General features: G+C 46.2%; 28 protein-coding genes and 1 tRNA gene. 28 read left to right on the forward strand and 1 reads right to left on the reverse strand.

Annotated elements, in window-relative coordinates; translation table 11 throughout:
* Positions 1-206: 206 nt before the first annotated feature.
* The 17 genes from SHK35_RS09975 (at position 207) to SHK35_RS10055 (ending at position 16,217) form a co-directional block, all read left to right on the forward strand.
* Entirely contained in the window at positions 207-692 is a 486-nt protein-coding gene (locus tag SHK35_RS09975; RefSeq protein WP_318704091.1) for a sigma-70 family RNA polymerase sigma factor, read from the forward strand.
* Between the two features lie 22 nt (positions 693-714).
* Positions 715-1,638, forward strand: a complete 924-nt coding sequence (locus SHK35_RS09980; protein WP_318709654.1) for an RsiV family protein — start codon at positions 715-717, stop codon at positions 1,636-1,638.
* 97 nt (positions 1,639-1,735) lie between these two features.
* Complete coding sequence (efp, locus tag SHK35_RS09985; protein WP_318704089.1) at positions 1,736-2,293, forward strand: elongation factor P; 558 nt, start codon at positions 1,736-1,738, stop codon at positions 2,291-2,293.
* Between the two features lie 207 nt (positions 2,294-2,500).
* Positions 2,501-3,406 (forward strand): DUF5688 family protein, encoded by a 906-nt coding sequence (locus SHK35_RS09990; RefSeq protein WP_318709655.1) that lies wholly within the window; start codon positions 2,501-2,503, stop codon positions 3,404-3,406.
* An 81-nt stretch (positions 3,407-3,487) separates the two neighbouring features.
* Positions 3,488-3,559 (forward strand) — tRNA-Arg (locus tag SHK35_RS09995).
* A gap of 99 nt (positions 3,560-3,658) precedes the next feature.
* Positions 3,659-4,909, forward strand: coding sequence for an SH3 domain-containing protein (locus SHK35_RS10000; protein ID WP_318709656.1), 1,251 nt, complete (start codon positions 3,659-3,661; stop codon positions 4,907-4,909).
* 114 nt (positions 4,910-5,023) lie between these two features.
* A complete protein-coding gene (locus SHK35_RS10005; protein WP_318704086.1) occupies positions 5,024-5,455 on the forward strand; it encodes a hypothetical protein in 432 nt (143 codons plus the stop codon).
* A 233-nt stretch (positions 5,456-5,688) separates the two neighbouring features.
* On the forward strand, positions 5,689-7,023 hold the full coding sequence (gene gdhA / locus SHK35_RS10010) for an NADP-specific glutamate dehydrogenase (RefSeq protein ID WP_318704085.1): 1,335 nt from the start codon (positions 5,689-5,691) through the stop codon (positions 7,021-7,023).
* A 319-nt stretch (positions 7,024-7,342) separates the two neighbouring features.
* A complete protein-coding gene (locus SHK35_RS10015; RefSeq protein ID WP_318704095.1) occupies positions 7,343-8,605 on the forward strand; it encodes an AAA family ATPase in 1,263 nt (420 codons plus the stop codon).
* A 2-nt stretch (positions 8,606-8,607) separates the two neighbouring features.
* The gene (locus SHK35_RS10020) at positions 8,608-9,255 is read left to right on the forward strand and encodes an RloB family protein (protein ID WP_318704084.1); all 648 of its coding nucleotides are present in this window, start codon (positions 8,608-8,610) and stop codon (positions 9,253-9,255) included.
* A 129-nt stretch (positions 9,256-9,384) separates the two neighbouring features.
* Positions 9,385-11,052, forward strand: a complete 1,668-nt coding sequence (locus tag SHK35_RS10025) for a diguanylate cyclase domain-containing protein (RefSeq protein WP_318709657.1) — start codon at positions 9,385-9,387, stop codon at positions 11,050-11,052.
* 54 nt (positions 11,053-11,106) lie between these two features.
* Complete coding sequence (locus tag SHK35_RS10030; protein ID WP_318704082.1) at positions 11,107-11,778, forward strand: ribonuclease H family protein; 672 nt, start codon at positions 11,107-11,109, stop codon at positions 11,776-11,778.
* Positions 11,753-12,478, forward strand: coding sequence for a pseudouridine synthase (locus SHK35_RS10035; protein ID WP_318704081.1), 726 nt, complete (start codon positions 11,753-11,755; stop codon positions 12,476-12,478). The genes SHK35_RS10030 and SHK35_RS10035 overlap by 26 nt, the downstream gene beginning before the upstream one ends.
* 76 nt (positions 12,479-12,554) lie before the next feature.
* Complete coding sequence (gene ligA, locus SHK35_RS10040; RefSeq protein WP_318709658.1) at positions 12,555-14,519, forward strand: NAD-dependent DNA ligase LigA; 1,965 nt, start codon at positions 12,555-12,557, stop codon at positions 14,517-14,519.
* Between the two features lie 10 nt (positions 14,520-14,529).
* Complete coding sequence (gene metA, locus SHK35_RS10045) at positions 14,530-15,435, forward strand: homoserine O-acetyltransferase MetA (RefSeq protein ID WP_318704079.1); 906 nt, start codon at positions 14,530-14,532, stop codon at positions 15,433-15,435.
* Positions 15,436-15,505: 70 nt separating this feature from the next.
* A complete protein-coding gene (locus SHK35_RS10050) occupies positions 15,506-15,790 on the forward strand; it encodes a nucleotidyltransferase domain-containing protein (protein WP_318709659.1) in 285 nt (94 codons plus the stop codon).
* Positions 15,780-16,217, forward strand: coding sequence for a HEPN domain-containing protein (locus SHK35_RS10055; RefSeq protein WP_318704077.1), 438 nt, complete (start codon positions 15,780-15,782; stop codon positions 16,215-16,217). Before SHK35_RS10050 ends, SHK35_RS10055 begins: the two co-directional genes overlap by 11 nt.
* Positions 16,218-16,293: 76 nt before the next feature.
* On the opposite strand, the gene SHK35_RS10060 is transcribed toward SHK35_RS10055, so the two are convergent.
* On the reverse strand, positions 16,294-16,512 hold the full coding sequence (locus SHK35_RS10060; protein WP_318704076.1) for a helix-turn-helix domain-containing protein: 219 nt from the start codon (positions 16,510-16,512) through the stop codon (positions 16,294-16,296).
* Positions 16,513-16,709: 197 nt separating this feature from the next.
* On the opposite strand from SHK35_RS10060, the gene SHK35_RS10065 reads away from it, so the two are divergent.
* The 11 genes from SHK35_RS10065 (at position 16,710) to SHK35_RS10115 (ending at position 26,796) form a co-directional block, all read left to right on the forward strand.
* Entirely contained in the window at positions 16,710-17,423 is a 714-nt protein-coding gene (locus SHK35_RS10065) for a CpsB/CapC family capsule biosynthesis tyrosine phosphatase (protein ID WP_318709660.1), read from the forward strand.
* Positions 17,424-17,443: 20 nt separating this feature from the next.
* A complete protein-coding gene (locus tag SHK35_RS10070) occupies positions 17,444-18,307 on the forward strand; it encodes a YveK family protein (RefSeq protein ID WP_318709661.1) in 864 nt (287 codons plus the stop codon).
* A complete protein-coding gene (locus SHK35_RS10075; RefSeq protein WP_318709662.1) occupies positions 18,308-19,024 on the forward strand; it encodes a polysaccharide biosynthesis tyrosine autokinase in 717 nt (238 codons plus the stop codon). It begins immediately after the preceding gene.
* Between the two features lie 50 nt (positions 19,025-19,074).
* Positions 19,075-19,932 (forward strand): class B sortase, encoded by an 858-nt coding sequence (gene srtB / locus SHK35_RS10080; protein ID WP_318709663.1) that lies wholly within the window; start codon positions 19,075-19,077, stop codon positions 19,930-19,932.
* Entirely contained in the window at positions 19,922-21,007 is a 1,086-nt protein-coding gene (locus SHK35_RS10085) for an LCP family protein (protein WP_318709664.1), read from the forward strand. Before srtB ends, SHK35_RS10085 begins: the two co-directional genes overlap by 11 nt.
* Before the next feature lie 106 nt (positions 21,008-21,113).
* Entirely contained in the window at positions 21,114-21,803 is a 690-nt protein-coding gene (locus SHK35_RS10090) for a hypothetical protein (protein WP_318709665.1), read from the forward strand.
* A 174-nt stretch (positions 21,804-21,977) separates the two neighbouring features.
* Positions 21,978-23,429, forward strand: coding sequence for a sugar transferase (locus tag SHK35_RS10095; protein ID WP_318709666.1), 1,452 nt, complete (start codon positions 21,978-21,980; stop codon positions 23,427-23,429).
* 29 nt (positions 23,430-23,458) lie between these two features.
* Positions 23,459-24,709 carry a nucleotide sugar dehydrogenase gene (locus SHK35_RS10100; RefSeq protein WP_318709667.1) on the forward strand — a complete coding sequence of 417 codons (1,251 nt, stop codon included), beginning with the start codon at positions 23,459-23,461 and terminating at the stop codon, positions 24,707-24,709.
* A gap of 6 nt (positions 24,710-24,715) precedes the next feature.
* The gene (gene pssD / locus SHK35_RS10105; RefSeq protein WP_318709668.1) at positions 24,716-25,192 is read left to right on the forward strand and encodes a PssD/Cps14F family polysaccharide biosynthesis glycosyltransferase; all 477 of its coding nucleotides are present in this window, start codon (positions 24,716-24,718) and stop codon (positions 25,190-25,192) included.
* 13 nt (positions 25,193-25,205) lie between these two features.
* Positions 25,206-25,679, forward strand: a complete 474-nt coding sequence (pssE, locus tag SHK35_RS10110; RefSeq protein WP_318709669.1) for a PssE/Cps14G family polysaccharide biosynthesis glycosyltransferase — start codon at positions 25,206-25,208, stop codon at positions 25,677-25,679.
* Positions 25,680-25,725: 46 nt separating this feature from the next.
* Complete coding sequence (locus SHK35_RS10115; RefSeq protein WP_318709670.1) at positions 25,726-26,796, forward strand: glycosyltransferase family 4 protein; 1,071 nt, start codon at positions 25,726-25,728, stop codon at positions 26,794-26,796.
* Positions 26,797-26,811: the final 15 nt, after the last annotated feature.

Genomic DNA, 26,811 nt, shown 5'->3' on the forward strand with positions numbered 1-26,811 from the left:
CTGCCGGAGAGCATCATTGCCGAAATGCTCACTCACACATCAAAAAGCAGAACAGCGTGACTTCCGCCACGCTGTTCTCTCTAAAGCTATAAACCTGTCTTATGCGCTGCTACCTTGCCGGAAATTTTTTTTTATAAAGGGGAAACTTTTTCTTTTCCAGAAATGTCTAATCATCAGAGAACAAAAGAAGGAGGTGTGTCAGCAGTATGCTTTTTCCGGAAAAAAACAGAAAAGAACAGAAGGTGGAGGAAATTCTGCTCCATAATTACAACAGCTATTTCCGGCTGGCTTACAGTTATGTGCGCAATGAGGCGGACGCCGGAGATATTGTGCAGGACGGCGCTTATAAAGCAATACTTCACAGCGGTTCCTTGAGAAATGTGGAATATGCGTCAACCTGGGTGTACCGGATCATGCTCAATGAGATATTCCGGTTTTTGAAGAAGGAAAAACAGCTGTCTTATGAGGAACAGACCAGAGAAGAAGGAAGAGAGGATGTTTATAGTGACTTTGATCTGTACAAAGCCCTGAACGGCCTTCCGGGAGAGGATAAAGCCGTGATCCAGCTGAAGTATTTCGAGGACATGAAGCTGAGTGAAATTGCAGAGGTATTGGGCGAGAATGTGAATACCGTAAAAAGCCGTTTGTATAGAGGGCTGAAAAAGCTGAGGCTGGAGCTGTCGGAGAATTGAAAAAAGAGAGGAAGCGTGACGTATGGAAAGAAAAAAGAGCGACTATGAGAAGATAGAAGAAATGAAAAATAAGTATCAGGAGCACAGTATGACGACGGAGCAGGTAGCATCCTTAAAGAAACGGATAGAGGAAGCAAAGCGCAAAAAGAGAAGAGATAAAAGGGTTCGTATGGCAAGGGCCGGGGCAGCTGCGGCGGCAGCTCTGGCGCTGTTTATTGTGCTGCCAAACACCTCCCAAAGCGTTGCCCACGCCATGAGCGCAATTCCCATTGTGGGAAGGCTGGTAGAGGTTGTAACCTTCCGGGATTATCAGTATGAGGGCGATAGAAACGAAGCGGATATTACCGTCCCGGAGCTGGTGGCGGATACGGAGAGCCTGCCGGAGGAAAGCGCAAAACAGGAAACGCTCAAAAAGACAACGGAGGAAATCAATGCGGAAATCCGGGAGATTACGGATCGGTATGTAGCGGAGTTTGAGGCCGGTCTGAAAGAGGAGCAGGGCTATCAGAATGTGATGGTAACGTCGGAGGTATTAAGCACCGGTGAGGATTATTTTACCTTGAAGCTGATCTGCTATCAGGGAGCGGGAAGCGGGATGGAGTGGAATTATTTTTATACCATTGATTTGAACACGGGAGAACGTCTGCAGCTTGCGGAGCTTTTTACGGAGGGAGCAGATTATATTACGCCTATCAGTGAAAACATCAAGACGCAGATGAGAGAGCAGATGGCGGCGGACGAATCGGTGATGTACTGGTTAGAAGAAGATGTGCCGGAGGGGGTGGAGGATTGGAATTTCCATGCCATTACGGAGGAGACCTCCTTTTACCTGAACGAAGATGACAATATTGTGATCTGCTTTAACGAAGGGGATGTGGCTCCCATGTATATGGGAACGGTGGAGTTTGTCATTCCCGATGAAGCGGTGGCCTCCATCCGCAGATAAGAATTGAACAAATTTTTCAAAAACAGTTGAAAAATGCGCGTCCATATATTAAACTAGTAGAGAATTATAACGTGAAAATTTAGGAGGACTGTAAACTATGATTTCTGCAGGTGATTTCAGAAACGGTATTACGATTGAATTAGATAATAATGTGTATCAGATTATTGAATTTCAGCATGTAAAACCCGGAAAGGGCGCAGCATTTGTGAGAACGAAGCTGAAGAACATAAAGAGCGGCGGTGTGGTTGAGAAAACCTTCAGACCCACCGAAAAATGCCCTCAGGCACGGATTGACAGAAAGGATATGCAGTATCTGTATGAGGACGGTGATCTGTACTATTTCATGGATACGGAGACCTATGATCAGATTGCGTTAAACAGCGAGACCGTAGGAGATGCGCTGAAGTTTGTAAAGGAAAACGAGATGTGCAAGATATGTTCCCATAATGGGAGCGTTTTCTCCGTGGAGCCCCCTTTGTTTGTGGAGCTTGAGATTACCGAAACGGAGCCTGGCTTTAAGGGAGATACCGCTACAGGCGCTTCCAAGCCTGCAACGGTGGAAACCGGAGCAACGGTTTCCGTGCCTCTTTTTGTGGAGCAGGGGGACAAGATCAAGATTGACACCAGAACAGGAGAATACCTGTCCCGCGTATAATCTGCCGCATTGGATTTTTCTGTCATTGGCTTGTGAGACAACAGGCAGGCGCTGCCAAGCCTTCCTGTTGTCTTTTTTAACATAGGAATACCTTTAAAGAGAAGTATCCGTTGTTTGTGAATAAGGGGAAAATTTCTCCATATTGTTCGGACATCTGTCATATGAGGGCGGCAAAGCCTCTGTCATGGAGAAATTACGGAGGAGCATATGGAAATCAAAGAATTTGCACAGTATGTGCAGCGGCAGGTCGAGGAAATTCTGGGCGCGGAATATAAGGTTAAAATTCAGGAAGTACGCAAAAACAATGACGTGCTCATGCAGGGAATGACCATTTTATCGGAACAGAACAATATATGTCCCACCATCTATCTGGAGGAGCTTTGGGAGGCGTATAACAATGGAATTTCTCTTTCTGAAATCATAGAGAATGTTGTACGCATTTATAAACAGGATATGCGTGGGAAAAATCTGAACATGGCGTTTTTTAAAAGCTTTGAGCAGGTGCGGGACAGAATCTGTTACCGCCTGATTTCTGCAGAAAAAAACAGGAAGCTGTTGGAGGATATTCCTTATATTCCCTATTTGGATATGGCGGTGAGCTTTTATTACGCCTATCAGGGGGATGATTTGGGCATGGGAACCATTCTGGTGCATAATTCTCATATGGAAATGTGGCAGACCACTGTGGAGGAGCTTTTTTTGCTGGCCCAGGAAAATACTCCCAGACTGTTTCCATGGGTGAGCAGCTCCATAGATGAAATTATGCAGGAGTGCGGTGAACAACAGGATCAGGAGGAAGCTGCCCGCAGGTCTCTTTATGAGAAAATGCCTTTCCGGGTGCTTACAAACAGACAGCGGGCATTTGGCGCTGCCTGCATGCTTTATCCCGGGGTTTTGGAGGAGCTGGCAGAGAAAGAGCAGGCTGATTTTTTCATTCTGCCAAGCTCGGTGCATGAGGTGATACTGCTGGCAGACAAAGGCGGGGACTGGGGCCGGAGGCTGAAAGAAATGGTAGAGGAGATCAACGTATCTCAAACGGAGCCAGAGGAGGTTTTGTCTGACAGCCTCTATTACTATGACCGCACCGAAAAGAGCATAAAAGTCATTTTCTAAAAATTTCCGCAAAAACATAGTAGACAGACTGAGATTTTTATGTTAATATAATCAGGGTGATGTAACAATTTTGTAATATTTGCATCCGTAGTCTAATGGATAGAACGAAGGCCTCCGACGCCTTTAATGCAGGTTCGATTCCTGTCGGATGCACTTTACATCACCCTGATTTTTTTATGAGGATATCACAGATAATGTTTTATGATAGAGGGGCCGCTTGCGGCTTTTTCCAGTTAAAAGAAAGGTGTTTGTATGCAAAATGATAAATTGAGAGCAATACGTGACTTTATCGTGAAGCGTGGAAAGTTTCTTTTCCCGGTTGTGATTGTGGCGGCAGCAGCTGTTACGGTTACTGTTGCTTTAAACGTGGGGAGGGGTACGCCTGCGGAAATCGTGCAGACAGAACAGGAGACCGCCTCCGTCTTTGAGACCGCTGCCTGGGAGACCCAGGAGCAGACGGTGCCGGAGGTTCCTCTGGTGGCCAATGAGGACAGCGACATCTATTCCCTGGTAGCAACCTACTACAATGCGGTGGCTTTGGGGGATACGGATACCATTTTAAGCATCTGCGATGAAATGTCGGACACGGAACTGATTCGTTTTCAGGTAAATGCACAGTATATTGAAAATTATCCGGCTCTGGAGATTTACACAAAGGCGGGACCGGAGGAGGGTTCTACCATCGCCTATGTTTATTACAGGGTGATTTTCCAGAATCAGACGACGGAGTTTCCGGGATATCAGGCTCTTTACATCTGTACTGACGAGAATGGCTCCCTCTATATCAAGCGGGGAGAAAATACTGATGATGTGATTGAATATATCAGGGCTGTGAATGCACAGGACGATGTGGTGGAGTTTAACAACCGGATTACAGAGGAGTACAATCAGCTGATGCTGGATCAGCCGGAGCTTCTGGAATACTTAAGCGAACTGGATCAGCAGGTAAATAAGGAGGTAGGCGTGATTCTGGCGGAACAGTCTGCTTCGGAATCTGAATCTGGGGAGGACGCCCAGACCCAGGAGCAGGGTGGAGAAGCCGCAGACGCTCAGGAGGGAGAGACTGCAGGTGAGACCGATGTGGAGGCTTCCCAGGAAAACACTGTACAGTACGCTACAGCCACCACCACTGTGAACGTGCGCGTCTCTGACAGTGAGCAGGCAGACAGATTGGGAAAGGTGGACGGAGGAACCACCGTGCAGGTGCTGGAGGAACGTGTGAACGGATGGACAAAGGTGCTCTATGAGGGTCAGGAGGGCTATATCAAGTCTGAGTTTCTGCAGGCTGCGGCCAGTGCGGAAAGCTCCGATGGAGCAACGGTTATCGGAACAGTGACAGCCACTACAAATATCAATGTGCGCGCGTCTGCCAGTGAAACGGCAGAAAAGCTGGGCGTGCTGGCTGGCGGCGATTCTGCTGAGCTTCTGGCCAATGAAAACGGCTGGTGCAGGATCAATTACAACGGCCAGGTGGGATATGTGAAGGCGGAATATGTTCAATAATGAGGAAGAATCCCGTTTTATGAATAATATCCGGATAACTGCAAAGAATACAAATGGAATGAAATGCTTCCCAATGGGAAGCATTTTTTAATCACAAAACAAGCGGGGTGGCCTATGAACTCACAGGAAGTTGCAGTATATCGGGAAATTCAAAGGAATACGGAGATGGCAATGAAAGCCATTGACACTATATCGGACAAGGTTTACGATGAACGGCTGGCATTACAGATTTCCAGACAATCGGTGAAATATTCAGAGCTGCACAATGAAGCCTCCAAACAGCTGATAGCGGCAAAGGCAGAGTCTTATCGGGGGAATCATCTGGCTGATATTATGCTGAAAACAGGCATTCATTACAATACGCTGTTGAACACCAGCACGGAGCATATTGCTGAGCTGATGATTAAGGGAAGCAACAATGGCATACTGGAGATGTCCAAGGTATTAAAGCATAATGCGGAGGCGGGGGAAAAGCCTGTGGCTCTGGCAAAGCAGCTTATTGATTTTGAGGAGAAGAGCATTGGCGTACTAAAGGATTATCTGTAATATTTCAAAGGGGCCGTATATTGTATACATGTATATTTTCTTGTGCAATTTGTATAAAAAAACAAAAAAAACTTTTACAATGTAGTGAGATAAAGCAAGTTGTGAAAATGAAAAACAGGGTTTATAATATTCCCTAGGACAACGGCGTCATGGCATAGGAGGTTTCGTCCTATGCCTTTTTTATGACTGTTTTCCAGTTGTTTGTACATACTAATTATAAGGAGGACATAATAATGTCATACGTTGATGAAGTGTTTGATATGGTTGTTGCCAAAAATCCTGCACAGCCGGAGTTTCATCAGGCAGTGAAAGAGGTTTTGGAGTCCCTTCGCGTGGTGATCGAAGCAAACGAAGAGGCTTACCGAAAGGACGCGCTTTTGGAGAGACTTGTGACGCCGGAGAGGCAGCTTTTGTTCCGTGTGCCCTGGGTGGATGACAAGGGACAGGTACAGGTAAATAATGGCTTCCGCGTACAGTTTAACTCTGCCATTGGACCCTACAAGGGAGGATTGAGACTGCATCCCTCCGTAAATCTTGGCATTATCAAATTCCTTGGATTTGAGCAGATCTTCAAAAATTCCCTGACAGGCCTTCCCATCGGCGGCGGAAAGGGTGGCTCTGATTTTGATCCCAAGGGAAAATCCGACAGAGAGGTTATGGCGTTCTGCCAGAGCTTTATCACGGAGCTGTATAAATATATCGGCGCGGATACCGACGTTCCTGCAGGAGATATCGGTACCGGCGCAAGAGAGATCGGTTATATGTACGGTCAGTATAAGAGAATCACCGGCCTGTATGAAGGCGTTCTCACTGGTAAGGGACTGACCTACGGCGGTTCCCTGGCAAGAACCGAGGCTACCGGCTACGGTCTGCTCTATATCACTGAGGAAATGTTAAAATGCAACGGCAAGGACATCAAGGACAAGGTGGTTGCGATCTCCGGCTCCGGCAATGTTGCCATCTATGCCTGCCAGAAAGCACAGCAGCTTGGCGCAAAGGTAGTTACCGTGTCTGATTCCACCGGATGGGTATATGATCCGGAGGGCATCGATGTAGAGCTTTTGAAGGAAGTAAAGGAAGTAAAGAGGGCGAGACTGACAGAATACGCAGCGGCAAGACCCAGCGCACAGTACCATGAGGGTAAGGGCGTATGGACCGTGAAGTGTGATGTTGCCCTTCCCTGCGCAACCCAGAATGAGCTTGATCTGGAGGATGCAAAGACGCTTGTGGCGAACGGATGCTTTGCTGTGGCTGAGGGCGCAAATATGCCCACTACAATGGAGGCTACAGAGTATCTGCAGGCAAACGGCGTACTGTTCTGCCCCGGCAAGGCTGCAAATGCAGGCGGCGTTGCTACCTCTGCCCTGGAGATGAGCCAGAACAGCGAGAGACTCAGCTGGACCTTTGAAGAGGTGGACAGCAAGTTAAAGAACATCATGGTAAACATCTTCCACAATCTGGATGATGCCGCAAAGAAATACGGCATGGAAGGAAATTATGTGGCAGGCGCTAACATTGCAGGCTTTTTGAAGGTTGCTGAGGCTATGACTGCACAGGGAATCGTTTAATAGACAAGCTTGTCTGTTTCGCGGATTTTGAATTGTCCTTTGGACAATTTGATGTCGGACAATTTGATAGACTGATTCTATGGAGAGTCCTGGAAATGCTGAATTTCCAGGACTTTTTTTACTGATTTTGGACGGTTTTTTGAAGCGTTTCCATATGTTGCTTTACAAGATGATTCAGGCTGAACATGATTGTCATGAGCCATATCCGCAACATACGGGGAAATAAATACATCAAAGTGAGAAAAAAACGAATTTGAATGTTGATTTTATAAAAAAACTGTATATAATAGAAAGTAGAAAAGAAGGTGAGGCAGCAATCATGTTAATTCAATTTAATTTTAAAAATTTCAAGTCATTTAGAGATGAGGCTACTTTGGACTTGTCCGCAGCGAAGATGACAGAGTTTTCGGATAGAGTAGTGACTGTTGGCAGTGAAAAGATTCTGCCGGTTGCTGCCATTTATGGAGCAAACGCAAGCGGAAAGTCTAATATATATAATGCTTTTGAATATATGTCTGATTATGTTGCAGATTCTTTCAAGTATGGCGATGAGGAGGAAAAGTTTGATGAATTCAGACCTACTCCGTTTTTGTTCGATTCCACATCTGCCAATGCAGAATCCAGCTTTGAAGTGTATTTTACCTTGCCGGGGGATAAGTCAGAGAGAACATATAATTATGGTTTCTGCATTAACAAGGAAGGCGTAACGGAAGAATGGCTCAACTCTAAGGCAAAGACTGCCAGAAAGTACAGTACTGTATTCTACCGCGGAAATTCCGATGAAGACCTGGATTTATCAGGATTTCCTAAGAGTAGCAGGGATAATATTCAGGTTGCGCTTGAAAGGCAGGTACTCATTATCTCTTTGGGGGCGAAGCTGAAAGTCGGTAAGTGTAAGGCAATCAGAGATTGGTTCCTGGCAAATGAATTTGCTGATTTTGGTGATCCTTTCACTAACTTCTTTATGTCCCACAGATTGCCAAAGGGATTTGTAGAAAACAAGGATGTTCAGCAGAAAGTGGTAGAATATTTTGCATCCTTTGACGAGCATATCAAGGATTTTCGAATTGAAAAGGTTCCTCACGATGGAGAAACAAAAGAGGATACCTACAAAATTAATGCTCTCCATAAAATGATTGATTCGGATGATATGGCAGAAATCCCTTTGGGAATGGAGTCTGCCGGAACATTGAAAATGTTTGCATTGTATCCGGAATTACAGGAAGTATTGGAAAAGGGAAGTGTATTCTTTATTGATGAATTAAATGCTCGCCTTCATCCGTTGCTTGTAAGAAACTTTTTGCTTACTTTCTTAAATCCGGAAATCAACATCAACCATGCACAGCTTGTATTTACAACTCATGACACATGGCAGTTGTCTAATCAGTTGTTACGACGTGATGAAATCTGGTTTGTGGAAAAGGATGAGAGAGGCGTTTCCACGCTGTACTCATTGGCTGACTTTGTGGATGAGGATGGTTCCCGTATCCGTAAGGATGAAAGCTATGAGAAGAATTATCTGATTGGAAAGTATGGTGCAATCCCTGCCTTAAAGAGTATTGATATATTTAAGGAGGATTGAGTATGGCGAAAAAGGATAGAACAGGTAACCGAAAATCGCGAGAGCAGAGAAAACAATTCAAATTGCCGGAATTAGGTTACTATCTGATTGTTACCGATACAGAAGCTACAGAGCGTTGTTTCTTTACAGGACTTCATCTGGCTTTGCCGGAGGATGTTAGAAATAAGCTGGTTATTAAGGTTATGGAGACAAAGACGCGTACCATGATTAATAAATGTCTGGAACTTACAGCTTATGATGCACAGTATCGTATTCCGTGGATTGTATTTGACAGAGACCGGGTGCAGAGGTTTGACGAGATTATTGCAGAAGCAGTGAGTAAAGGAATACGAGTGGGCTGGTCCAATCCATGCTTTGAAATATGGATGTATGCCTACTTCGGTTTCATGCCGGCAATTCAGGATTCTTGGACTTGCTGCTCAGATTTTGGACGAGTATATGAGACCAAAACCGGGCAAAAGTATTCAAAAGCTGATGAGCTGATATACGGAAAGCTCTGTAAATTCGGTGATGAAGAAAGGGCAATTCAGATAGCACAGCAGAAGCTAGAGCAGTGTATTAGAGAAGGTAAAACAAAGCCATCAGAGATGTGCCCGTGTACGACGGTGCATGAGTTGATTGGGGAGATTAAGAGCAAGGCTAATTTATAGTGGAGGTGTGATACGCATTGATAAACTGAAGCTTTTTGAAATACCTTGCCTAATATCTTGATTTCGTGTAAAATGTGGTGATATAATAAATAAAAAAGAGTAAATCTTATATTCAGGGAAGATGATATCATGACAGGGAAAAAGGGAATGAAAAGGATATGGGGAATCATCATGCTTGCGGTACTGTTATGCAGCGGCATGCGGGTATCGGCGGCTGACGAAGGGAGAGTCCTGTTTATCAGCTCCTATTCTTATGCGTGGGACACTGTGCAGATACAGATTGACGGAATCAAGAAGGGTCTGGGTGAAGGGATTGTACTGGATTATGAATTTATGGATACCAAGAGAGTGGATGATGAAACGTCCATGGAGTATTTTTACGAAAGCCTGAAATATCGTCTATCCCAGGTGGAGCCCTACGATGTGGTGATTGTGGGGGATGACGCCGCTTTATTGTTTGCAAAGGAGCATAAGGAGGAGCTTTTTCCTGATACACCGCTGATCTTCGAGGGAGTCAATGATGAAGAGCTGGCGGAAGAGATGGCCCAGGACCCCTTGGTGATGGGAATACTGGAAAAGCTGTCTGTGGAGAAAAATATTGAGTTTGGATTACAAATCAATCCAAAGGCGTTTAAGGTGGTTGCTATTTTGGATAACAGCATAACCGGTGAGGCTGAAAGAAGGCGTTTTTTTGCATGTGCACAGCAGTATCCGGAGCTGGAGTTTTCGGAGATCAACACCTCCGAGCTGGATACCTGGGAGCTGCAGCTTGCAATTAACAGCGTAAGTGAGGATACCATTCTCATTTACGTGGTGATGACGGAGGACGCAGATGGGAAAATTTATTCCAATGCAGAGTCCGTAGAGATGGTGGTCCGGTGGGCCAAGGTTCCTGTTCTGCGCATGGTTGAGGGCGATGGCATTGGAGAGGGACTGCTTGGGGGCAATGTGGTGTCCATGGAGCGTTCCGGTGAGATAGCCGCACAGCTGGCCACAGATATTATTAACGGGCAGGAAGCAGGGGATGCTGGCAGCGTTATAGAAAGTCCAAATGTTTATTGCGTGGATGAGGCTGTAATGAAAAAATTTGGCCTGGATATGTCGGTGCTTCCCGAAGACACGGTTATTTTGAACCATGAAGAAACCTTTGCAGAGCGTAACAGAGAAGCCCTGATTCCGGCGGGAATCCTGACGGCTGTGCTTATTTTGGTTATTTTGTGGATGCTTTATCTGCAGGTAAAAAGAAAGAAGCTGATGGAGCAGCTGGAGGAGGCCAGAAGTATTTTGGAATCTGCTTCACAGCATGATTTTCTGACGGGCCTTCCAAACCGCAGCAAATTTAAGGAGGACCTTCAGAATTGTATTGACGAGAAGCGGCCGTGCACGGTGATGATGCTGGACATTGATAATTTTAAGACCATCAACGATACTTACGGGCACACTGCGGGAGACGACGCTTTGCGTCAGGTGGCTGCCCGGCTGAAGGAAATTCAGACCCAGGTGCTCACGCCGTACCGCTATGCCGGCGATGAATTTATCGTCATCATCCGCAGCAGCCAGAGTAAGATCGTGGAAAAGCTGGTGTTCCAATGCAGCCAGGTGTTTCATAAGCCCTTTGTGCTGGAGGACAAAAAGGCTCAGGTGTGCGGAAGCATTGGCATTGCTTCCTATCCCCAGGATACGGAGGACATGAAGGAATTGATTGTTTATGCGGATAACGCTATGTACAAGGTAAAGAGAAACGGTAAAAACAGCTTTTTGTTTTACCAGACGGAGAAGCGGGAGGGAGGCCATTGAGCTTATATTATGCCTCCTGACACGGTATATTTGGAATGGATGGAGCGAGGGACGATGGCTGGCAAGAAGTATTACGTTGTAAAAAAAGGCAGCAAGACAGGTATATTTACCAGCTGGACAGAATGCAGGGCTTCTGTGGAGGGTTACCCGGGAGCCTGCTATAAGGGCTTTGCCACTCTTTCGGAGGCCAAGGCTTATCTGGAGGAGGCAGACACCCCTGCTGCAGCTTCTTTGCAGCAGGGGCAGCTTTTGGCCTATGTGGACGGAAGCTACGATGATGCTTTGAAAAAGTATGCCTTTGGCTGTGTTTTTCTATTGCCGGACGGCAGAATTTTTACGGAGTATGGAAATGGCAGCAATGAGCAGTCTCTTAAGCTGCGCAATGTGACCGGAGAAATGCTGGGAGCTATGTTTGCGGTAAAGTTTGCCATGGCCAACGGGTTTGGCGCGCTGGAGATATGCTATGACTACCAGGGCATTGAAAAATGGGTGACGGGAGAGTGGAAGGCTAAGACGGAGCTGACGAAAAAGTATGCTCAGGCTATGCGTCTCTGGGGGGGAAAGGTGGCGCTGCGCTTTACAAAGGTTGCGGCCCATACAAATGTGCGGTACAATGATCTGGCGGACAAATTGGCAAAAACCGGACTGGTACAGGGAAACGGCATCCCAAAGGTTCGGCGGATAGAGGAAATGGAGCCTTATGATGGAACAGATTCGACTGAATAAATATTTGGCGGAATGCGGTGTATGCTCCAGAAGAGATGCGGACAGACTGATTGAGGAAGGGCGAGTGCAGATAAACGGCCTAAGAGCCTGCAAGGGACAGCTGGTATGCCATGGGGATGAGGTCAGGGTAGATCAGAAAATTGTGCAAAAGCAGAATCAGAAAACGGTGCTGGCTTTTTATAAGCCAACAGGCGTGACTTGTACAGAGCGGGATGTCCATGCGGAAAAAAAGATAACGGATGTAATTTCCTATCCGGTGCGGGTGACCTACGCCGGAAGGCTGGATAAGGATTCGGAAGGGCTTTTGCTTTTAACCAATGATGGAGATTTGATTGACGCCATAATGCGGGGAGCAAACCAGCATGAAAAGGAATATGTGGTTAAGGTAGACAAGGAGATAACACTGGAATTTTTAGACAAAATGTCCGGCGGCATTTATCTGAAGGAGCTGGGGATTACCACCAGAAAATGCAGGGCAGAGCAGAGTGGAAAATATACCTTTCACTTGACACTGACCCAGGGAGTCAACAGACAGATAAGGCGAATGTGTAAGGCCTGCGGCTATCAGGTGAGAAGCCTGAAGCGCATCCGTGTTATGAATGTTTCGCTGGACGGGCTGCTTCCCGGGCAGTATAGGGAGGTCATGGGAAAGGAGAGGGAGGAACTCTATGCCCGGGCCGGTCTGTCAGGGAAGGCTTGAGAAGTCGGAAATGGGAAGTCAGAGACGAGAAAGCAGAAGTCAGAAATGAGAAATCAGAAAAAAGAGAGAATAGAAAATGCAGACATCTAAGGTGGAACGAATCAAATATCTGGTGGAGACGTTAAATAAGGCGTCGAAGGCTTATTATGCTCAGGACCGGGAGATCATGAGCAATTTTGAATATGATAAATTATATGATGAGCTGACAGCGCTGGAAGAAGAGACGGGAGTGGTTCTGGCCAACAGTCCTACAGTGAATGTGGGATATGAGGCGGTGGAGGCGCTCCCCAAGGAGCGGCACGAGACGCCTATGCTTTCTCTGGGAAAAACCAAAAGCCGGGAGGAGCTGCGTGACTGGCTGGAGGGAAATCCTGCAATTTTGAGCTGGAAGCTGGACGGATTGACTGTAGTATTGACATATCGTGAAGGGAAACTTGCAAAAGCGGTCACCAGAGGAAATGGAGAGATAGGGGAGGTTGTCACGAATAATGCCAGAACCTTCAAAAATCTGCCTCTTCATATTTCCTTTCAAGGGGAATTGATTTTAAGAGGAGAGGCTGTTATCAGTTATTCGGATTTTGAAAAAATGAACAGCGAGATCGAAGACGCGGACGCAAGATACAAAAATCCAAGAAATCTCTGCAGCGGCTCAGTGCGCCAGCTGAACAATGAGATTACGGCAAAGAGAAATGTACAGTTTTATGCCTTCACCCTTGTGAAGGCCCAGGGGGAGGATTTTCATAATTCCAAGGAAGCCCAGTTTGCTTTTTTACAGGAGCAGGGCTTTGATGTGGTGGAGCATTGTCTGGTCACGGAGGAAACCATTCTGCAGACCATTGAAGAATTTGAACGAAAGGTGGAGACTTATGACATTCCTTCGGACGGCCTGGTGCTGACGTATGAGGATATTGCCTATGGGCAGTCCCTGGGGAGCACTGCAAAATTCCCCCGGGATTCCATTGCTTTTAAATGGGCGGATGAGCTTCGGGAAACCAGTCTGATAGAAATTCAGTGGAGTCCAAGCAGGACGGGGCTGATCAATCCTGTGGCTGTCTTTGAGCCGGTGGAACTGGAGGGAACTACGGTGAGCCGGGCCTCGGTTCACAATATCAGTATTCTGAAGGGCCTGAAGCTTGGAATCGGAGACCGGATTACGGTTTACAAGGCAAATATGATCATTCCCCAGATCGCTGAGAATTTAACCTGCAGCGATACCGTGGAGATACCAAAGACCTGTCCTGTGTGCGGGGGCAGGACCCAGATCAGACAGATAAATGAGGTGCAGTCTTTGTATTGTACCAATGAAAAATGTGCAGCCAAGCGCATCAAGGCGTTTACCCTTTTTGTGAGCAGAGACGCCATGAACATTGACGGTATGTCCGAGGCTACCCTGGAAAAATTCATCGACCGGGGATTTATCCGCGAATATGCTGACCTTTTTCATCTGGACAGACATAGAGAGGAAATTACCCAGATGGAGGGCTTTGGAGAAAAATCCTGCCAAAATCTCCTGGACAGTATCGAAAAGGCCAGAAATACTACGCTGCCCAGAGTCATCTACGGACTGGGAATCGCGAATATCGGTGTGGCGAATGCAAAGATGCTGTGCCGGCATTTTGATTATCAGCTGGAACGAATGCAGAACGCCGATGTGGAGACCTTAAGCGCCATAGAGGGCGTGGGTGAAGTGATCGCGTCGGCATTTGTGGATTATATGAGGGATGGGGACAACCTCCAGAAAATAGAGAATCTGCTCAAGGAGCTGCGGATAGAAAAGCCGGAGACTTCCGGGGAACGTACCCTGGAGAATATGAGCTTTGTGGTCACAGGCTCCCTGCAGCATTTTGAGAGCAGAAACCAGCTCAAGGAGCTTATCGAGGAAAGGGGCGGCAAGGTGACGGGAAGCGTTACCGGAAAAACGGTCTGTCTGATCAACAATGATATTTCTTCTGCCTCGTCCAAAAATAAGAAGGCAAAGGAGCTGGGGATTCCCATTATAACAGAAGAGGAATTTATGGAAAAATATTTGCAAGAAAGCTGAGGAATAAATTATGCCCATTAAAACACAAAGTGATCTGCCTGCAAAGGAGATTCTTGAGAATGAAAATATTTTTGTGATGGATGAATTCAGAGCCATTCATCAGGATATCCGCCCGCTGCAGGTCATCATTTTAAATATTATGCCCGTAAAACAGGACACGGAGCTTCAGCTCCTTAGACTTTTGTCCAACACGCCCTTGCAGGTGGACGTGACCTTTATGAATGTGAAAAGCCATGTGTCCCGCAACACGTCTGCAAGCCATTTGAATAAATTTTATACCACCCTGGATGAGGTTCGTCACTTAAAATTTGACGGAATGATTATCACGGGGGCGCCGGTGGAGGATATTTCCTTTGAGGAGGTGGATTACTGGGAGGAAATCTGTGAAATTATGGATTGGGCCCAGACCCATGTAACCTCTACCCTTCATATCTGCTGGGCGGCTCAGGCGGGCTTTTACCACTATTACGGAATTAATAAAAGGAAGCTGCCCAGAAAGCTGTTTGGGGTCTATGAGCATAAGGTGGCAAACAGAAAAGTCCCCCTGGTGAGAGGCTTTGACGATATTTTTCTGGCGCCCCACAGCCGCCATACGGAGACGCCCTCTGAGGCTATTCACGCCTGTAAGGAACTGACGGTGCTTGCGGAGTCGGACCAGGCGGGGGTGTTTTTGGCTATTGCTCAGGAGGGCAGAAAGATTTTTGTAAACGGTCATCCGGAGTATGACCGTTACACGCTGCACAACGAGTATTACCGGGACCTGAATAAGGGACTGCCCATTCAAATCCCTTATCATTATTATCCGGGCGACGATCCTAAGGAGAGGCCGCTGCTCCAGTGGCGGTCCCACAGCAACAACCTGTACAGCAACTGGCTCAATTATTACGTGTACCAGGTGACGCCCTACGAATTGTAAGAAAGGGGCGGACATGGCTATTTGGGTTTCTGAACAACTGCAGAAAAAATTTGATGGAGTATGTGGTGCGATGCTGGAAAAAATTGAGGAATCCGGCATTGCATACGAAAGTGTAGGTATTTTTGGCAGCTATGCCAGAAGGGAGTTTACTTTAAGAAGCGATGTAGATATGTGCATTGTGGTGGACAAACTGCCGGACAGAGCTGTCAAGGGCTGGCTTTATAATGATGCAGAGGAGCTTGGGGTGGATCTGATTTTTGTCACAAAGGAACGCTTTGAAACAGAAAGCTCACTGTTTATGACGAACCTCAGAAGAGATTACGTTGAATTGAGAGGGAAAAAGATTGAAAATTAGAAATGACTATTATTCCATCGCATGCAATGATTTAGAATATCTGCAGGCTGTTTTGCATCTGCCTTTTTACAATAAGATGGCATCGGATTCCCAGCAGATTGTGGAGAAGCTGCTGAAATCAGTGGCGGAGCTTTGTAGTGTAGACAAAACAGTATTAAATTCTCATAATCTGAGAAAAATTAATCAGGAAATCAAGAATTGCGGCATTGATCTAGGATTGAAGGCAAAGGATCTTGCTATGCTGACGGATTACTATTTTGATGCCAGGTATCCTGGAGATGATTTTGTGGTGGTAACAAAGGAAGAGTGCGCGGAATGCGTGGATATAGTAAATCAGGTATTTACGGCCGTGAATAGCTTCCGAAAGGAGAAAGGTCTGGAGGTGGAGCAGATTCCGTCCAGAGGAATTGAACCGCCTGCAGAGTAAAAGGAATAAAATTACATACGATATAGCAGACCATAAAAAGTAACCGCAGTCCTCTGGGAGGGGCGGTTGCTTTTTTTTATAGAATCTGATCTTCTTCGGACGGAATGTACTGGGCGATATCCTGAAGATTGCACTGCAGAATCCGGCAGAGATCATTTAAGGTTGTAGTGTTCATAGGCTTATTTTTACGCAGCTTATCAATGATTGAACTGGAAATGTGGTGATTCATTATCAGCGTGTAGGTCGTTTCGTTGGATTTTTTTAAGGTTTCCCAAAAAGGTGAATAATCAATCAAAATGCTGCCTGCCTTCTTTTTGTGCTAAAAATAGTCCTACAGATCATCTGAAAATCCCCTTTTACTTATTAGATATATCTCCATTTTATTTTTACTTCTAGTACTTGACTATGGTCACGAAAATGACTATAATAACAAAGACAAATATAGTCTTTTACGAGACTATAAAAATTATACAGAAATGGAAGAGACAGAGAATGGGTTTTATTGACATTCATTCCCATATTCTGCCTGGAGTTGACGACGGCTCACGGAGCATGGAGGAATCTTTGGAAATGCTTCGCATAGCTGAGGCGGAGGGCGTCTCTTGCATGATAGCTACGCCCCACTATAAGCAGGGACGCTATCGTGCAGACAAAAAAGAGCTTTTGGACAGGCTTAAAATGCTCAGGGAGGAGGCGCAGCAGGAAGGCATTGGCATCCGGCTGCATCTTGGCACGGAAATTTTTTACCGCGCCGGATTGGAAGAAAAGCTGATGAGACAAGAGCTCGGTACCTTGAATGATACAGATTTTCTGCTGGTGGAGTTTTCCCCCTTTGAGGAGTATCTGTACATTCGAAATGCCATGGAGGAGCTTTTGGGCATGGGATATTGCCCGGTGGCAGCCCATGTGGAGAGATATCAGTGTCTGGTAAAGGATGCCACAAGGGCAGCGCAGCTTCGGGATATGGGATGCCGCATTCAGGTAAATACCGGGAGCATTACAGGGGAAAACGGTCTGGGAGCCAGGCATTTTGTCTGGAAGCTTTTAAAAAGAGAGCTGGTGGATTATCTGGGCACGGACGCCCATAACACAAAAACCAGACGACCGGCCATGAGGCGGTGCGCAGAGCTTTTGTATAAAAAGTGTTCCCGGGAGTACGCTCAGGAGCTTTTGTTTGAGAATGCCGCCAGGGAGCTGTTTCAATAAAAAACATTAGGAGAAGAAAAATGCAGGGTACACAAAACGAAGATGTTGTGGAAATAGATTTGCAGGAGCTTTTCGGGCTCTTGCTGCACTGGCTTTGGCTAATCTTGCTGTGCGGAACCCTTGCGGGCGTATTGGGCTTTTCTATCAGCCGTTTTGTCCTCACCCCTCAATACGAATCTACCACAAAGGTGTATGTGATCAATAAAACAGAGGGGAACCTCACCTACAGCGACCTGCAGACGGGCACACAGCTGACTAAGGATTACACCCAGTTAATCAAGAGCCGGAACGTGCTGGAGCAGGTGATGGAAACCTGCTCTTTGGAGGAGGGATACGATTCCTTTTCCCAGAGAGTGGATGTGGAAGCCTTGACAGATACCCGTATTATTGCCATTACGGTGACGGATGAGGACCCGGCTATGGCCCAGCTTCTGGCCACGGAAATCTGTGAAGTGGCTTCCGAATATATCAAGGATGTGATGGACCTGGAGGCGGTGAATCTGGTGGAGACCGCATATCTGCCGGAAACTCCTTCAAGCCCCAGCGTTTTGAAATGGACAGGAGCAGGCTTTCTTTTAGGCGCGTTTCTGTGCGCCATGGTTGTGGTTTTGCGGTTCTTGATGGATGATACGGTAAAGACCTCTGACGATATCGAAAAATACCTGGAGCTCAGTACGCTGGCCATGATTCCGGTGATAGAGGATACCGAGAGGCGGCGGGGAAGAAAAGGGCATAGCCCCCTGGAGAGAGGGGAGCGGAGGGAACAGCTAAACCATGGAGGGGGAAGGCCGTCTGTCAAGGAGGAACAGACCCAGGCCAGGGAAGAAAGGCTCCAGGTGGAGGAGCTGGACCAACAGAGGGATAAAGCAAAGGAGGCACAATAAATGCAGATCATAGAATTGAAGGATGAGGAATTGGATTTCCGCAGCAGAGAGGCATTTAAGACACTGCGCACCAATATTGAATTCTCCGGCGATAATGTGAAGGTTATCTGCATTACAAGCTGCACACCTAACGAGGGAAAGAGCAATATATCCTTTGAACTGGCAAAATCCTATGCCCAGATGGGAAAGCGGGTTCTGCTTCTGGACGCGGATCTGAGAAAGTCCGTGATGCGCCAGAGACACAAAAAGGGAAAGGTACGGCTGGGACTGGCCAATTATCTGGTTGGAAAAGCGGACTTTGAGGAGGCGCTGTGCGCCACTGACATAAAAAATCTGTACATGGTATTTTCCGGTCCGGTGCCGCCCAATCCCAGTGAGCTTCTGGGCAACAAGCGGTTTCAGACAATGATAGAAAATGCGAGGAAGGAATACGACATGGTGATTATAGATACGCCGCCCCTGGGAAGCGTGATCGACACCGCTGTGGTATCCAAATGCTGTGACGGAGCCGTGATTGTGATTGCCAGCGGTGAAATCAGCTACCGTTTCGCCAGAAAAATTAAGGAACAGCTGGAGGTGGCCGGCTGCCGCATTTTAGGCTGTGTGCTGAATAAGGTGGATATGACCGGCAAGGGCTATTATGGCAAGTATTATGGCAAATACTATGGCAAGTATTACGGAAAGTACTATGGAAACTACGGAAATTACGGAGAATAAAAGAAATTACGCAGTTCTCATCCGGGAAAATGTTTTAAAGGGGGATGGACATGGAAGAAAAGCCGCAGAAAAACAACAAAATATGGAAGCTGCTGCTGGTTCTGTGCCTTGTGGGCGCTGGGGCTGCTCTGGCAGTTATTGGCTGGAATTTCCATGTGAGAAATCAGGCGGAGCGCAGATTTGAGGAGCTTTCCCGGCAGACTGCTTCAGGGGAGGAGCCGGAGGAGGAATCCATACAGGAAGAGGATGAGAAAGAGCCGGAGACGGAATTAAGCCGTGAGGAAAAGCTGCGGCTTTTAGAGCAGGAGCTTGGCATTGAAATTCCTCAAAAGGATATTGATTTTGCAGCCCTGAAGGAGGAAACCAATCCCGATATTTATGCCTGGATTTACATACCGGACACGAAGATCGACTATCCCGTGCTGCAGAATGCGGAGGATAATACCTACTATTTGAATTATAATCTGGACGGCACAAGAGGATATCCGGGCTGTATCTACACGGAAAACTATAACAGCAAGGCCTTTGATGATCATAACACGGTTCTCTACGGCCACAACATGAAGGATGGCTCCATGTTTGCAGGTCTGCACAATTATGAGGACAGTCAGTACTTTGAGGAGCATCCCTATCTATTTATCTATACGGAAGAGGACACGCTGGTATACCGGGTATTTGCCGCTTATGAATTCAGCGATGTACATCTGTTAAAGGGCTATGACACGGAAACGGAGGAAGGTTTTTCCCGCTACCTTAAGGAGGCCATGGAGTATAGAACCATGAACCGCAATGTTTCGGAGGAGGTTTCGGTCACGGGAGAAAGCAGAATACTGACTTTGTCCACCTGTATTGCAAGTAAGCCCGAGAACCGGTATCTGGTGCAGGGGGTGCTTTTAAATGAGGATTAGCGAAAGAGCATATCGGATTTTGATCAAGCTTGTCATCGCTGTGATTATTTTAGTGGCAGTGGGCACTGTGGCTTTTCTGGCACTGCAGATATCCGGAAGAAATCGTCTGTATCAGAGAAGCGATGGAAGAACGCCGCTGTTAGATCAAGCCATGATGACAGACGCAGAGGATGCGTCCCGGATCTCCACACAGACAGAAGAAGCAGAGGAGTGGCAGGAGGGGGATGTGCGCTATCAGGGCGTGCACTATCGTTACAATGAGGACATTTTGACATTTCTTTTCCTTGGGATCGATGACCAGGGAGAGGTGGAAAGGCGCCAGGAGGGCATTCAGGGAGGACAGTCCGACGCTATGTTCCTGCTGGTTTTGGATTCCCATAAAAAGGAGATATCTGTGATCGGCATCAACCGGGACACTATGACGGATATAGAGGTCTACAATGATGCGGGCACCTACATGGGAACGGTGCAGGCCCAGCTGACGCTGCAGCACGGTTATGGGGACGGGGCAGAATTAAGCTGCGAGAGAACCAGAGACGCTGTGGAAAAGCTGTTTTACGGACTTCCCATACATGGGTATTTTTCATTGAATATGGGAGCCATCCCTTTGATTAATGACGCCGTGGGAGGCGTGGAGGTGACGGCTCTGGAGGATGTGCCCGGCACGGATATGAAAGAGGGAGATACCGTCCATTTAAACGGAGAACAGGCATACGCTTATCTTCACAACAGAGACATCACCAGCTTTAACAGCGCAGGAATGCGCCTGAAACGGCAGAAGCAATACCTGACGGCTTACGCCGCAGCGGCTATGGAAGCCATGAAGTCCGATCTTTCCCTGCCGGTAAAGCTGTATGCTTCGGTGAGTAAATATATGGTCACGGATATTACCGTGGATGAGGTGAGCTATCTTGCCTCTCAGGCTCTTGATTACAGCTTTGATGACAGCAGCTTTTACTTCCTTGAGGGTGATACGGTACAGGGGAAGGAGTTTGAGGAATTTTATCCGGATCAGGAGGCCTTATACGAGCTGATTCTGGAGGTGTTTTATGAGGAGGCAGAGACCGCTTCCTGAGAGTGCAGCGTCTCCACAAGCGGAGACATGCCAAATTCTACAAAAAGGTATCCTGCCGTAAGGCTTGATATAACCACATGATTATGAGGAAAGGAGGATGAATCCAATGAAAAAATTTATGAAGATCATGGCCTTTGCCATGGCCATGACTCTTGTGTTCGGCATGACCGTAAGCGCGGCTGAAAGCGTTACCACGGAGGAAGAGCAGGCAACTGCTGCATTTGCAGTAGTAGGGACTGTTGGCGCTGTCGCTTCTGACGGCACAGTTTTGGAAGTACAGAAGGCTGCGCTTACCGGGGAACAGTATACGACGGCTCAAACATTTGTGGCCAGTGCAACCATTGAAAATGCTGCGTCCAAGAGTATTCTTGCGGCTCTCGATGTGTCTGTGCCCAGTGTGACAGCTGATCAGCTTGCACAGGGCGTTACCGTTACCTTTGCAGTGCCTGGCGTAAGGGCAGGCGGCAGCTACGTGGTATTCCATCAGAAAGCTGACGGCACATGGGAGCAGCTTGCAGCCACCATAGCGGATGGCAGCGTGTCTGCAACCTTTACTTCCTTCTCACCTGTTGTTGTGGTAGAGGTTGAATTGGAAGCTTCTAACGACAACGGTGGAAGCAATGATTCCGGAAGCAATGACTCCGGCAGCGACAGCTCCAATGATACGGCAGCAGCTCCCGCAGAGGCAGCCGTGTCTCCCAAGACCGGAGAGATGCTTCCTGCAGCGGGCATCATGGCAGTGATCTGCCTGGCAGGCGCAAGCTTCTGCGCAGTAAAAGTCAGAAAAAATCAGTAATACAAAATCTGGTGAATCATGACTGATTCATCGCGGATAGTTCCGTGAAAATATGTGACTCAGCATGTGGTTGTCCAATACCCTCTCCCTTCTTCGGGGGGGGTATTGGATGTAAAGAAAAAAACGAAATACCGAAGAAGAAAAACAGTATACGACCGAGGTGGGGAATTATTTATGTATAAAAGGAGTTCACAAAGCTGGACAAAACACCTGGACTTTATGATGTTGGATCTGGTGTGCCTTCAGGTTTCGTTTTTTCTGGCGTACATTATAAGGCATGGCCTGGGAAGTCCCTATGCGGAGCCCGAATACCGCAGCATGGCGGTAGTGATGACGCTTTTTGTCATCCTTATCATGATCTTTTTTGAAACCTTTAAAAATGTCCTCAAAAGAGGCTATTACAGCGAATTTACCGCGACCTTAAAGCAGATGTGTCTGCTGGAGCTGGGTCTTGCTTTCTACCTTTTTATGATACAGGGCGGGGCCAGCTATTCCCGTGCGGTAATGTATCTGACGGGAGCAATTTATGTGGTGCTCGGGTATACCACCCGCATTCTCTGGAAAAATCATCTGAAAAAGAAAATGAAGGAGATGGGACGCTGCTCGCTGCTGATCCTTACAACGGCAGAACGGGCGCAGTCCGTCATCCTGAATATAGAAAATCACAATTATAAGGACTTTCGCGTTACAGGTGTGGCGTTGCTGGACATGGACAAAAGAGGAGAGCAGATTGCGGGAGTACCTGTGGTGGCGGACAAGGAAACGGTGGTGGGCTATGCCTGCCGGGAATGGGTGGACGAGGTCTTTATTGATCTGCCCGAGGAGATGGAAACGCCCCAGGAGCTGGTAGAGCAGTTTACCCAGATGGGAGCGGTGGTACATATCCGCCTGCTGCAGGCAGGCGGGCTGTCAGGGAGAAAACAGCTTGTGGAGCGGCTGGGAAATTACACTGTGCTCACCACCAGCATCAACTATGCCAGCGACAGGCAGATGCTTTTCAAACGCCTGCTGGATATCCTGGGAGGCCTGGCGGGGTCTCTTGCCACCATTATCTTAAGCTTGATTCTGGCACCTATTATTTTGATACAGTCTCCTGGCCCTTTATTTTTCGTACAGGAAAGAGTGGGAAAGAATGGGAAACGCTTTAAAATGTACAAATTCCGCAGTATGTACGTGGATGCGGAGGAACGCAAAAAAGAGCTTCTTTCCCAGAACAGGATAAAGGATGGCTATATGTTTAAGCTGGACTGGGACCCCAGGATTATAGGCAGCAAAAAGCTTGCGGACGGCACCACCAAAAAGGGAGTGGGCAACTTTATCCGGGACTGGAGCTTGGACGAGTTTCCACAATTTTTCAATGTGCTGAAGGGGGATATGAGCCTGGTGGGAACCAGGCCGCCCACGGTGGAGGAATGGGAGCGGTATGAGCTCCACCACAGGGCGCGGCTGTCTGCAAAGCCCGGCATCACGGGACTCTGGCAGGTCAGCGGCCGCAGCAACATCACGGATTTTGAGGAGGTGGTGAAGCTGGATGTGGAGTATATCAGCCGGTGGAGCATGGGAATGGATCTCAGGATTCTGGTGCAGACGGTGAAGGCTGTGCTGAGGAAGAATGGGGCGATGTAAATTTGCCGCAAGAAATGAGGATGTGTGTTATGGATAAGAAATATACGATTGCTGTTGCCGGTACGGGATATGTAGGGCTTTCGATTGCCACGCTTCTGGCGCAGCATCATAAAGTTTACGCGGTAGACATAATCGCTTCCAGGGTTGACATGATTAATCAGCGGAAGTCACCTATTCAGGATGAGTACATTGAAAAATACTTTGCAGAGAAAGAGCTGGAGCTGACTGCAACACTTGATGCGAAGATGGCGTACAGTGCTGCGGATTTTGTTGTAATTGCAGCTCCGACTAACTATGACTCGGCAACACAGCATTTTGATACGAGTGCTGTAGAGAATGTCATTGATCTGGTTATGAAACATAATCCCAATGTCATTATAGTCATAAAGAGTACCATTCCGGTTGGATATACAAAGAGCATCCGGGAAAAGACAGGAAGTAAGAATATCCTTTTCAGCCCTGAGTTTTTAAGAGAGTCTAAAGCATTGTATGATAATTTATTTCCGTCGAGGATCATCGTGGGTACAGATACGGAAGATGAACGGTTGGTTGATGCCGCGCATACTTTTGCTAAACTTCTGTGGGAAGGCGCAATTAAGGAGAACATTGATACTTTGTTTATGGGGTTTACAGAAGCCGAGGCGGTGAAACTGTTTGCGAACACATATTTGGCGCTTCGCGTAGCATATTTTAACGAGCTGGATACTTATGCGGAAATGAAAGGACTTAACACACAGCAGATTATCAAAGGCATCTGTCTGGATCCGCGTATTGGAGATTTCTATAATAATCCGAGCTTTGGCTATGGAGGATATTGCTTACCAAAGGATACGAAACAGTTGCTGGCAAACTATCAGGACGTACCGGAGAACCTGATCAAGGCGATTGTTGAAAGCAACAGAACACGCAAGGATTTCATTGCAGATCGTGTTCTAAAATTGGCTGGATATTATGATTATTACGATCATGGGAATTATAGAGCTGATGAAGAAAAGAAATGCGTCATTGGCGTGTATAGACTGGCAATGAAAAGTAACTCGGACAACTTCCGTCAAAGCAGCATCCAAGGCGTCATGAAGCGAATTAAGGCAAAGGGCGCAACTGTCATTATCTATGAGCCGAGATTGGAGGATGGCAGCACTTTTTTTGGAAGTATTGTACTCAATGACATAGATGAATTCAAGGCGCAAAGCCAGGCGATCATTGCTAATCGGTATGATGGATGCTTGGATGATGTAAGAGATAAGGTTTATACGCGGGATATTTTTAAGAGAGATTGAAGGGCTATGAGAAAAAGTCAAAAAAATCATAAAATTTGCTTTGCAGCATCATCAGGTGGTCATTATGAGCAGCTTATGATGCTCAAACCACTGATGGAAAAATATGATTGCTTTGTTTTAACTGAAAAAACAAGATACAAGACGGATGCTGCTGCAAGAAAAACGTATTATCTTATGCAAGTTAATCGAAAAGAAAAATTCTGTATATTCAGAATGATTATTAATGCGCTTAATTCAATAAGAATATTTATTAAAGAGTGTCCGGATGTGGTAATCTGCACAGGCGTTCTTGCGGTGATTCCTATGTGTCTGTTGGCAAAATTGGCTGGTGGAAAATTGATCTACATAGAGTCGTTCGCAAAAGTCACTTCGCCCACAAAGACAGGTCGTCTTTTGTATAAAATCTCTGATCAATTTTATGTACAGTGGGAATCTATGCTTAATATTTACCCCAATGCTATTTATGTTGGTGGAATCTATTGAAACGGAGGACAACATGATTTTTGTCACATTGGGTTCTCAGAAATTTCAATTTAATCGATTGCTGCAGGAAGTTGATCGACTGCTGCAGGCAGAATTGATAACAGAACCAGTATTTGCTCAAATTGGACACAGTGATTACGAACCAAAACACTATCCGTATAAACGATTTCTGGATCATGATGAATTTGTTGAAATGGAGCAGAAAGCGGATATAGTCATAACCCATGGAGGTACAGGTGCCATCATTGGAGCGGTCAAAAAGGGGAAAAAGGTTATCGCGCTTCCACGACTGGCCAAGTATGGTGAACATGTAGATGATCACCAGCGTCAAATTGTGAAGCAGTTTCAAGAATTAAATTTCATTTGCGGGTGCGAAACTGTGGATGATCTGGAAAGTGCAATTAACACCGTCAGGTTGTCAGAATATACTGCATATAAGAGCCAGACAAAAAATATCATTGACAGCATCGAGCAATTCATACAATAAAAATGAAAAATTAAAGAACAAAAATATAAATATGGAAAGGCAAACTATGGATAAAAAACGAATATTGATTTTCCATCCTGATATTTATGTTCATAGAACAAATAACGAATATACAAAGAAAATGTATGCGATTCTGGAAAAGAAGTATGAAGTAAAGTCTTTGGAATGGTTTATAAAGCATCCGTTTGATCGTGCTGTAGATTGTATGTATTTGAATTGGTATGAAAACATAATAGGGAAACCAAGTGTTGTGGCTCAAAACTTCCAATATATGTTAAAGTATGCGGTTCTTATTTGGGCTAAATGCAGAAAAATAAAGATTGTGTACGTAGTACACAACAAAACCCCGCATTCTATTGACATGGACTCTAGTGTTTTTCGGTTTGCGGCAAAACCGTTTATGAATAGAGTGTTAAATATAGCAGACGTTATAGTTGAGCTTTGCAAACATACAGAATCATATTTGCAAAGTGCATTCAAAGTAAAAGGCTTGCACGATAAAATGGTTTTGATTCCGCACGGGAGGTATACAAAATATAAGTGCGATCTTGCGTTGTATCGAAGTAAATACTCCATCAAGGATAGTGAGCTGCTGTTTTGCTTTGTTGGAAAGATGGATAGGTATAAGAATGTCGATGTTATAATCAAAGCTTTTTATATGTCAAAGGTTTGCGGAAAATTGTTGCTTGCTGGCAAATGTGATGAGCATTATAAGCAGGTTATTCTTGACATGGTTAAGGATGAGAACATTATATGCGATTTTGGTTATGTGACGGATAAAGATATGTCGGCAATAATGCAGATGGCGCATGCAGTTGTTCTGCCATATGATAAAACAAGTATTAATTCAGGAATAATGATCAATGCCTTTTCTAATGGAACGACTGTTATTGGGACAAGGATAGAGATGCTTTTTGATTTTGATGAAAGCAAGGTATATGGATATTCTTATGCCGGAAAGGAAGATCATATAGTTGCTTTAAGTAAATCGATGGAACGGGCGTATAATGATTTTACCAGTGGCAGAATTAAGATAAAAGGTTGCCTGCTAGAAAAACAAATTTTGCATGAAAATGACTGGAATTCTATTGAAAGCAAGATGCTGGAGACGATATAGCCATCTTCTGATACA

The organism is Candidatus Acetatifactor stercoripullorum (assembly GCF_944382095.1).
Lineage (GTDB): Bacteria > Bacillota > Clostridia > Lachnospirales > Lachnospiraceae > Acetatifactor > Acetatifactor stercoripullorum.

Excerpts from the sequence above, each read along its gene's own strand:
- SHK35_RS10090 (WP_318709665.1), top strand. The coding sequence starts at position 21,114 with ATGAAAAAATTTATGAAGATCATGGCCTTTGCCATGGCCATGACTCTT.
- pssE (WP_318709669.1), top strand. The coding sequence starts at position 25,206 with ATGATTTTTGTCACATTGGGTTCTCAGAAATTTCAATTTAATCGATTG.
- SHK35_RS10070 (WP_318709661.1), top strand. The coding sequence starts at position 17,444 with ATGCAGGGTACACAAAACGAAGATGTTGTGGAAATAGATTTGCAGGAG.
- SHK35_RS10005 (WP_318704086.1), top strand. The coding sequence starts at position 5,024 with ATGAACTCACAGGAAGTTGCAGTATATCGGGAAATTCAAAGGAATACG.
- SHK35_RS10025 (WP_318709657.1), top strand. The coding sequence starts at position 9,385 with ATGACAGGGAAAAAGGGAATGAAAAGGATATGGGGAATCATCATGCTT.
- srtB (WP_318709663.1), top strand. The coding sequence starts at position 19,075 with ATGGAAGAAAAGCCGCAGAAAAACAACAAAATATGGAAGCTGCTGCTG.
- ligA (WP_318709658.1), top strand. The coding sequence starts at position 12,555 with ATGCAGACATCTAAGGTGGAACGAATCAAATATCTGGTGGAGACGTTA.
- SHK35_RS10000 (WP_318709656.1), top strand. The coding sequence starts at position 3,659 with ATGCAAAATGATAAATTGAGAGCAATACGTGACTTTATCGTGAAGCGT.
- SHK35_RS10100 (WP_318709667.1), top strand. The coding sequence starts at position 23,459 with ATGGATAAGAAATATACGATTGCTGTTGCCGGTACGGGATATGTAGGG.
- SHK35_RS10030 (WP_318704082.1), top strand. The coding sequence starts at position 11,107 with ATGGCTGGCAAGAAGTATTACGTTGTAAAAAAAGGCAGCAAGACAGGT.
- gdhA (WP_318704085.1), top strand. The coding sequence starts at position 5,689 with ATGTCATACGTTGATGAAGTGTTTGATATGGTTGTTGCCAAAAATCCT.
- SHK35_RS10015 (WP_318704095.1), top strand. The coding sequence starts at position 7,343 with ATGTTAATTCAATTTAATTTTAAAAATTTCAAGTCATTTAGAGATGAG.
- SHK35_RS10020 (WP_318704084.1), top strand. The coding sequence starts at position 8,608 with ATGGCGAAAAAGGATAGAACAGGTAACCGAAAATCGCGAGAGCAGAGA.
- SHK35_RS10115 (WP_318709670.1), top strand. The coding sequence starts at position 25,726 with ATGGATAAAAAACGAATATTGATTTTCCATCCTGATATTTATGTTCAT.
- SHK35_RS09990 (WP_318709655.1), top strand. The coding sequence starts at position 2,501 with ATGGAAATCAAAGAATTTGCACAGTATGTGCAGCGGCAGGTCGAGGAA.
- SHK35_RS10035 (WP_318704081.1), top strand. The coding sequence starts at position 11,753 with ATGATGGAACAGATTCGACTGAATAAATATTTGGCGGAATGCGGTGTA.
- efp (WP_318704089.1), top strand. The coding sequence starts at position 1,736 with ATGATTTCTGCAGGTGATTTCAGAAACGGTATTACGATTGAATTAGAT.
- metA (WP_318704079.1), top strand. The coding sequence starts at position 14,530 with ATGCCCATTAAAACACAAAGTGATCTGCCTGCAAAGGAGATTCTTGAG.
- SHK35_RS10085 (WP_318709664.1), top strand. The coding sequence starts at position 19,922 with ATGAGGATTAGCGAAAGAGCATATCGGATTTTGATCAAGCTTGTCATC.
- pssD (WP_318709668.1), top strand. The coding sequence starts at position 24,716 with ATGAGAAAAAGTCAAAAAAATCATAAAATTTGCTTTGCAGCATCATCA.
- SHK35_RS10050 (WP_318709659.1), top strand. The coding sequence starts at position 15,506 with ATGCTGGAAAAAATTGAGGAATCCGGCATTGCATACGAAAGTGTAGGT.
- SHK35_RS10075 (WP_318709662.1), top strand. The coding sequence starts at position 18,308 with ATGCAGATCATAGAATTGAAGGATGAGGAATTGGATTTCCGCAGCAGA.
- SHK35_RS09980 (WP_318709654.1), top strand. The coding sequence starts at position 715 with ATGGAAAGAAAAAAGAGCGACTATGAGAAGATAGAAGAAATGAAAAAT.
- SHK35_RS09975 (WP_318704091.1), top strand. The coding sequence starts at position 207 with ATGCTTTTTCCGGAAAAAAACAGAAAAGAACAGAAGGTGGAGGAAATT.
- SHK35_RS10095 (WP_318709666.1), top strand. The coding sequence starts at position 21,978 with ATGTATAAAAGGAGTTCACAAAGCTGGACAAAACACCTGGACTTTATG.
- SHK35_RS10065 (WP_318709660.1), top strand. The coding sequence starts at position 16,710 with ATGGGTTTTATTGACATTCATTCCCATATTCTGCCTGGAGTTGACGAC.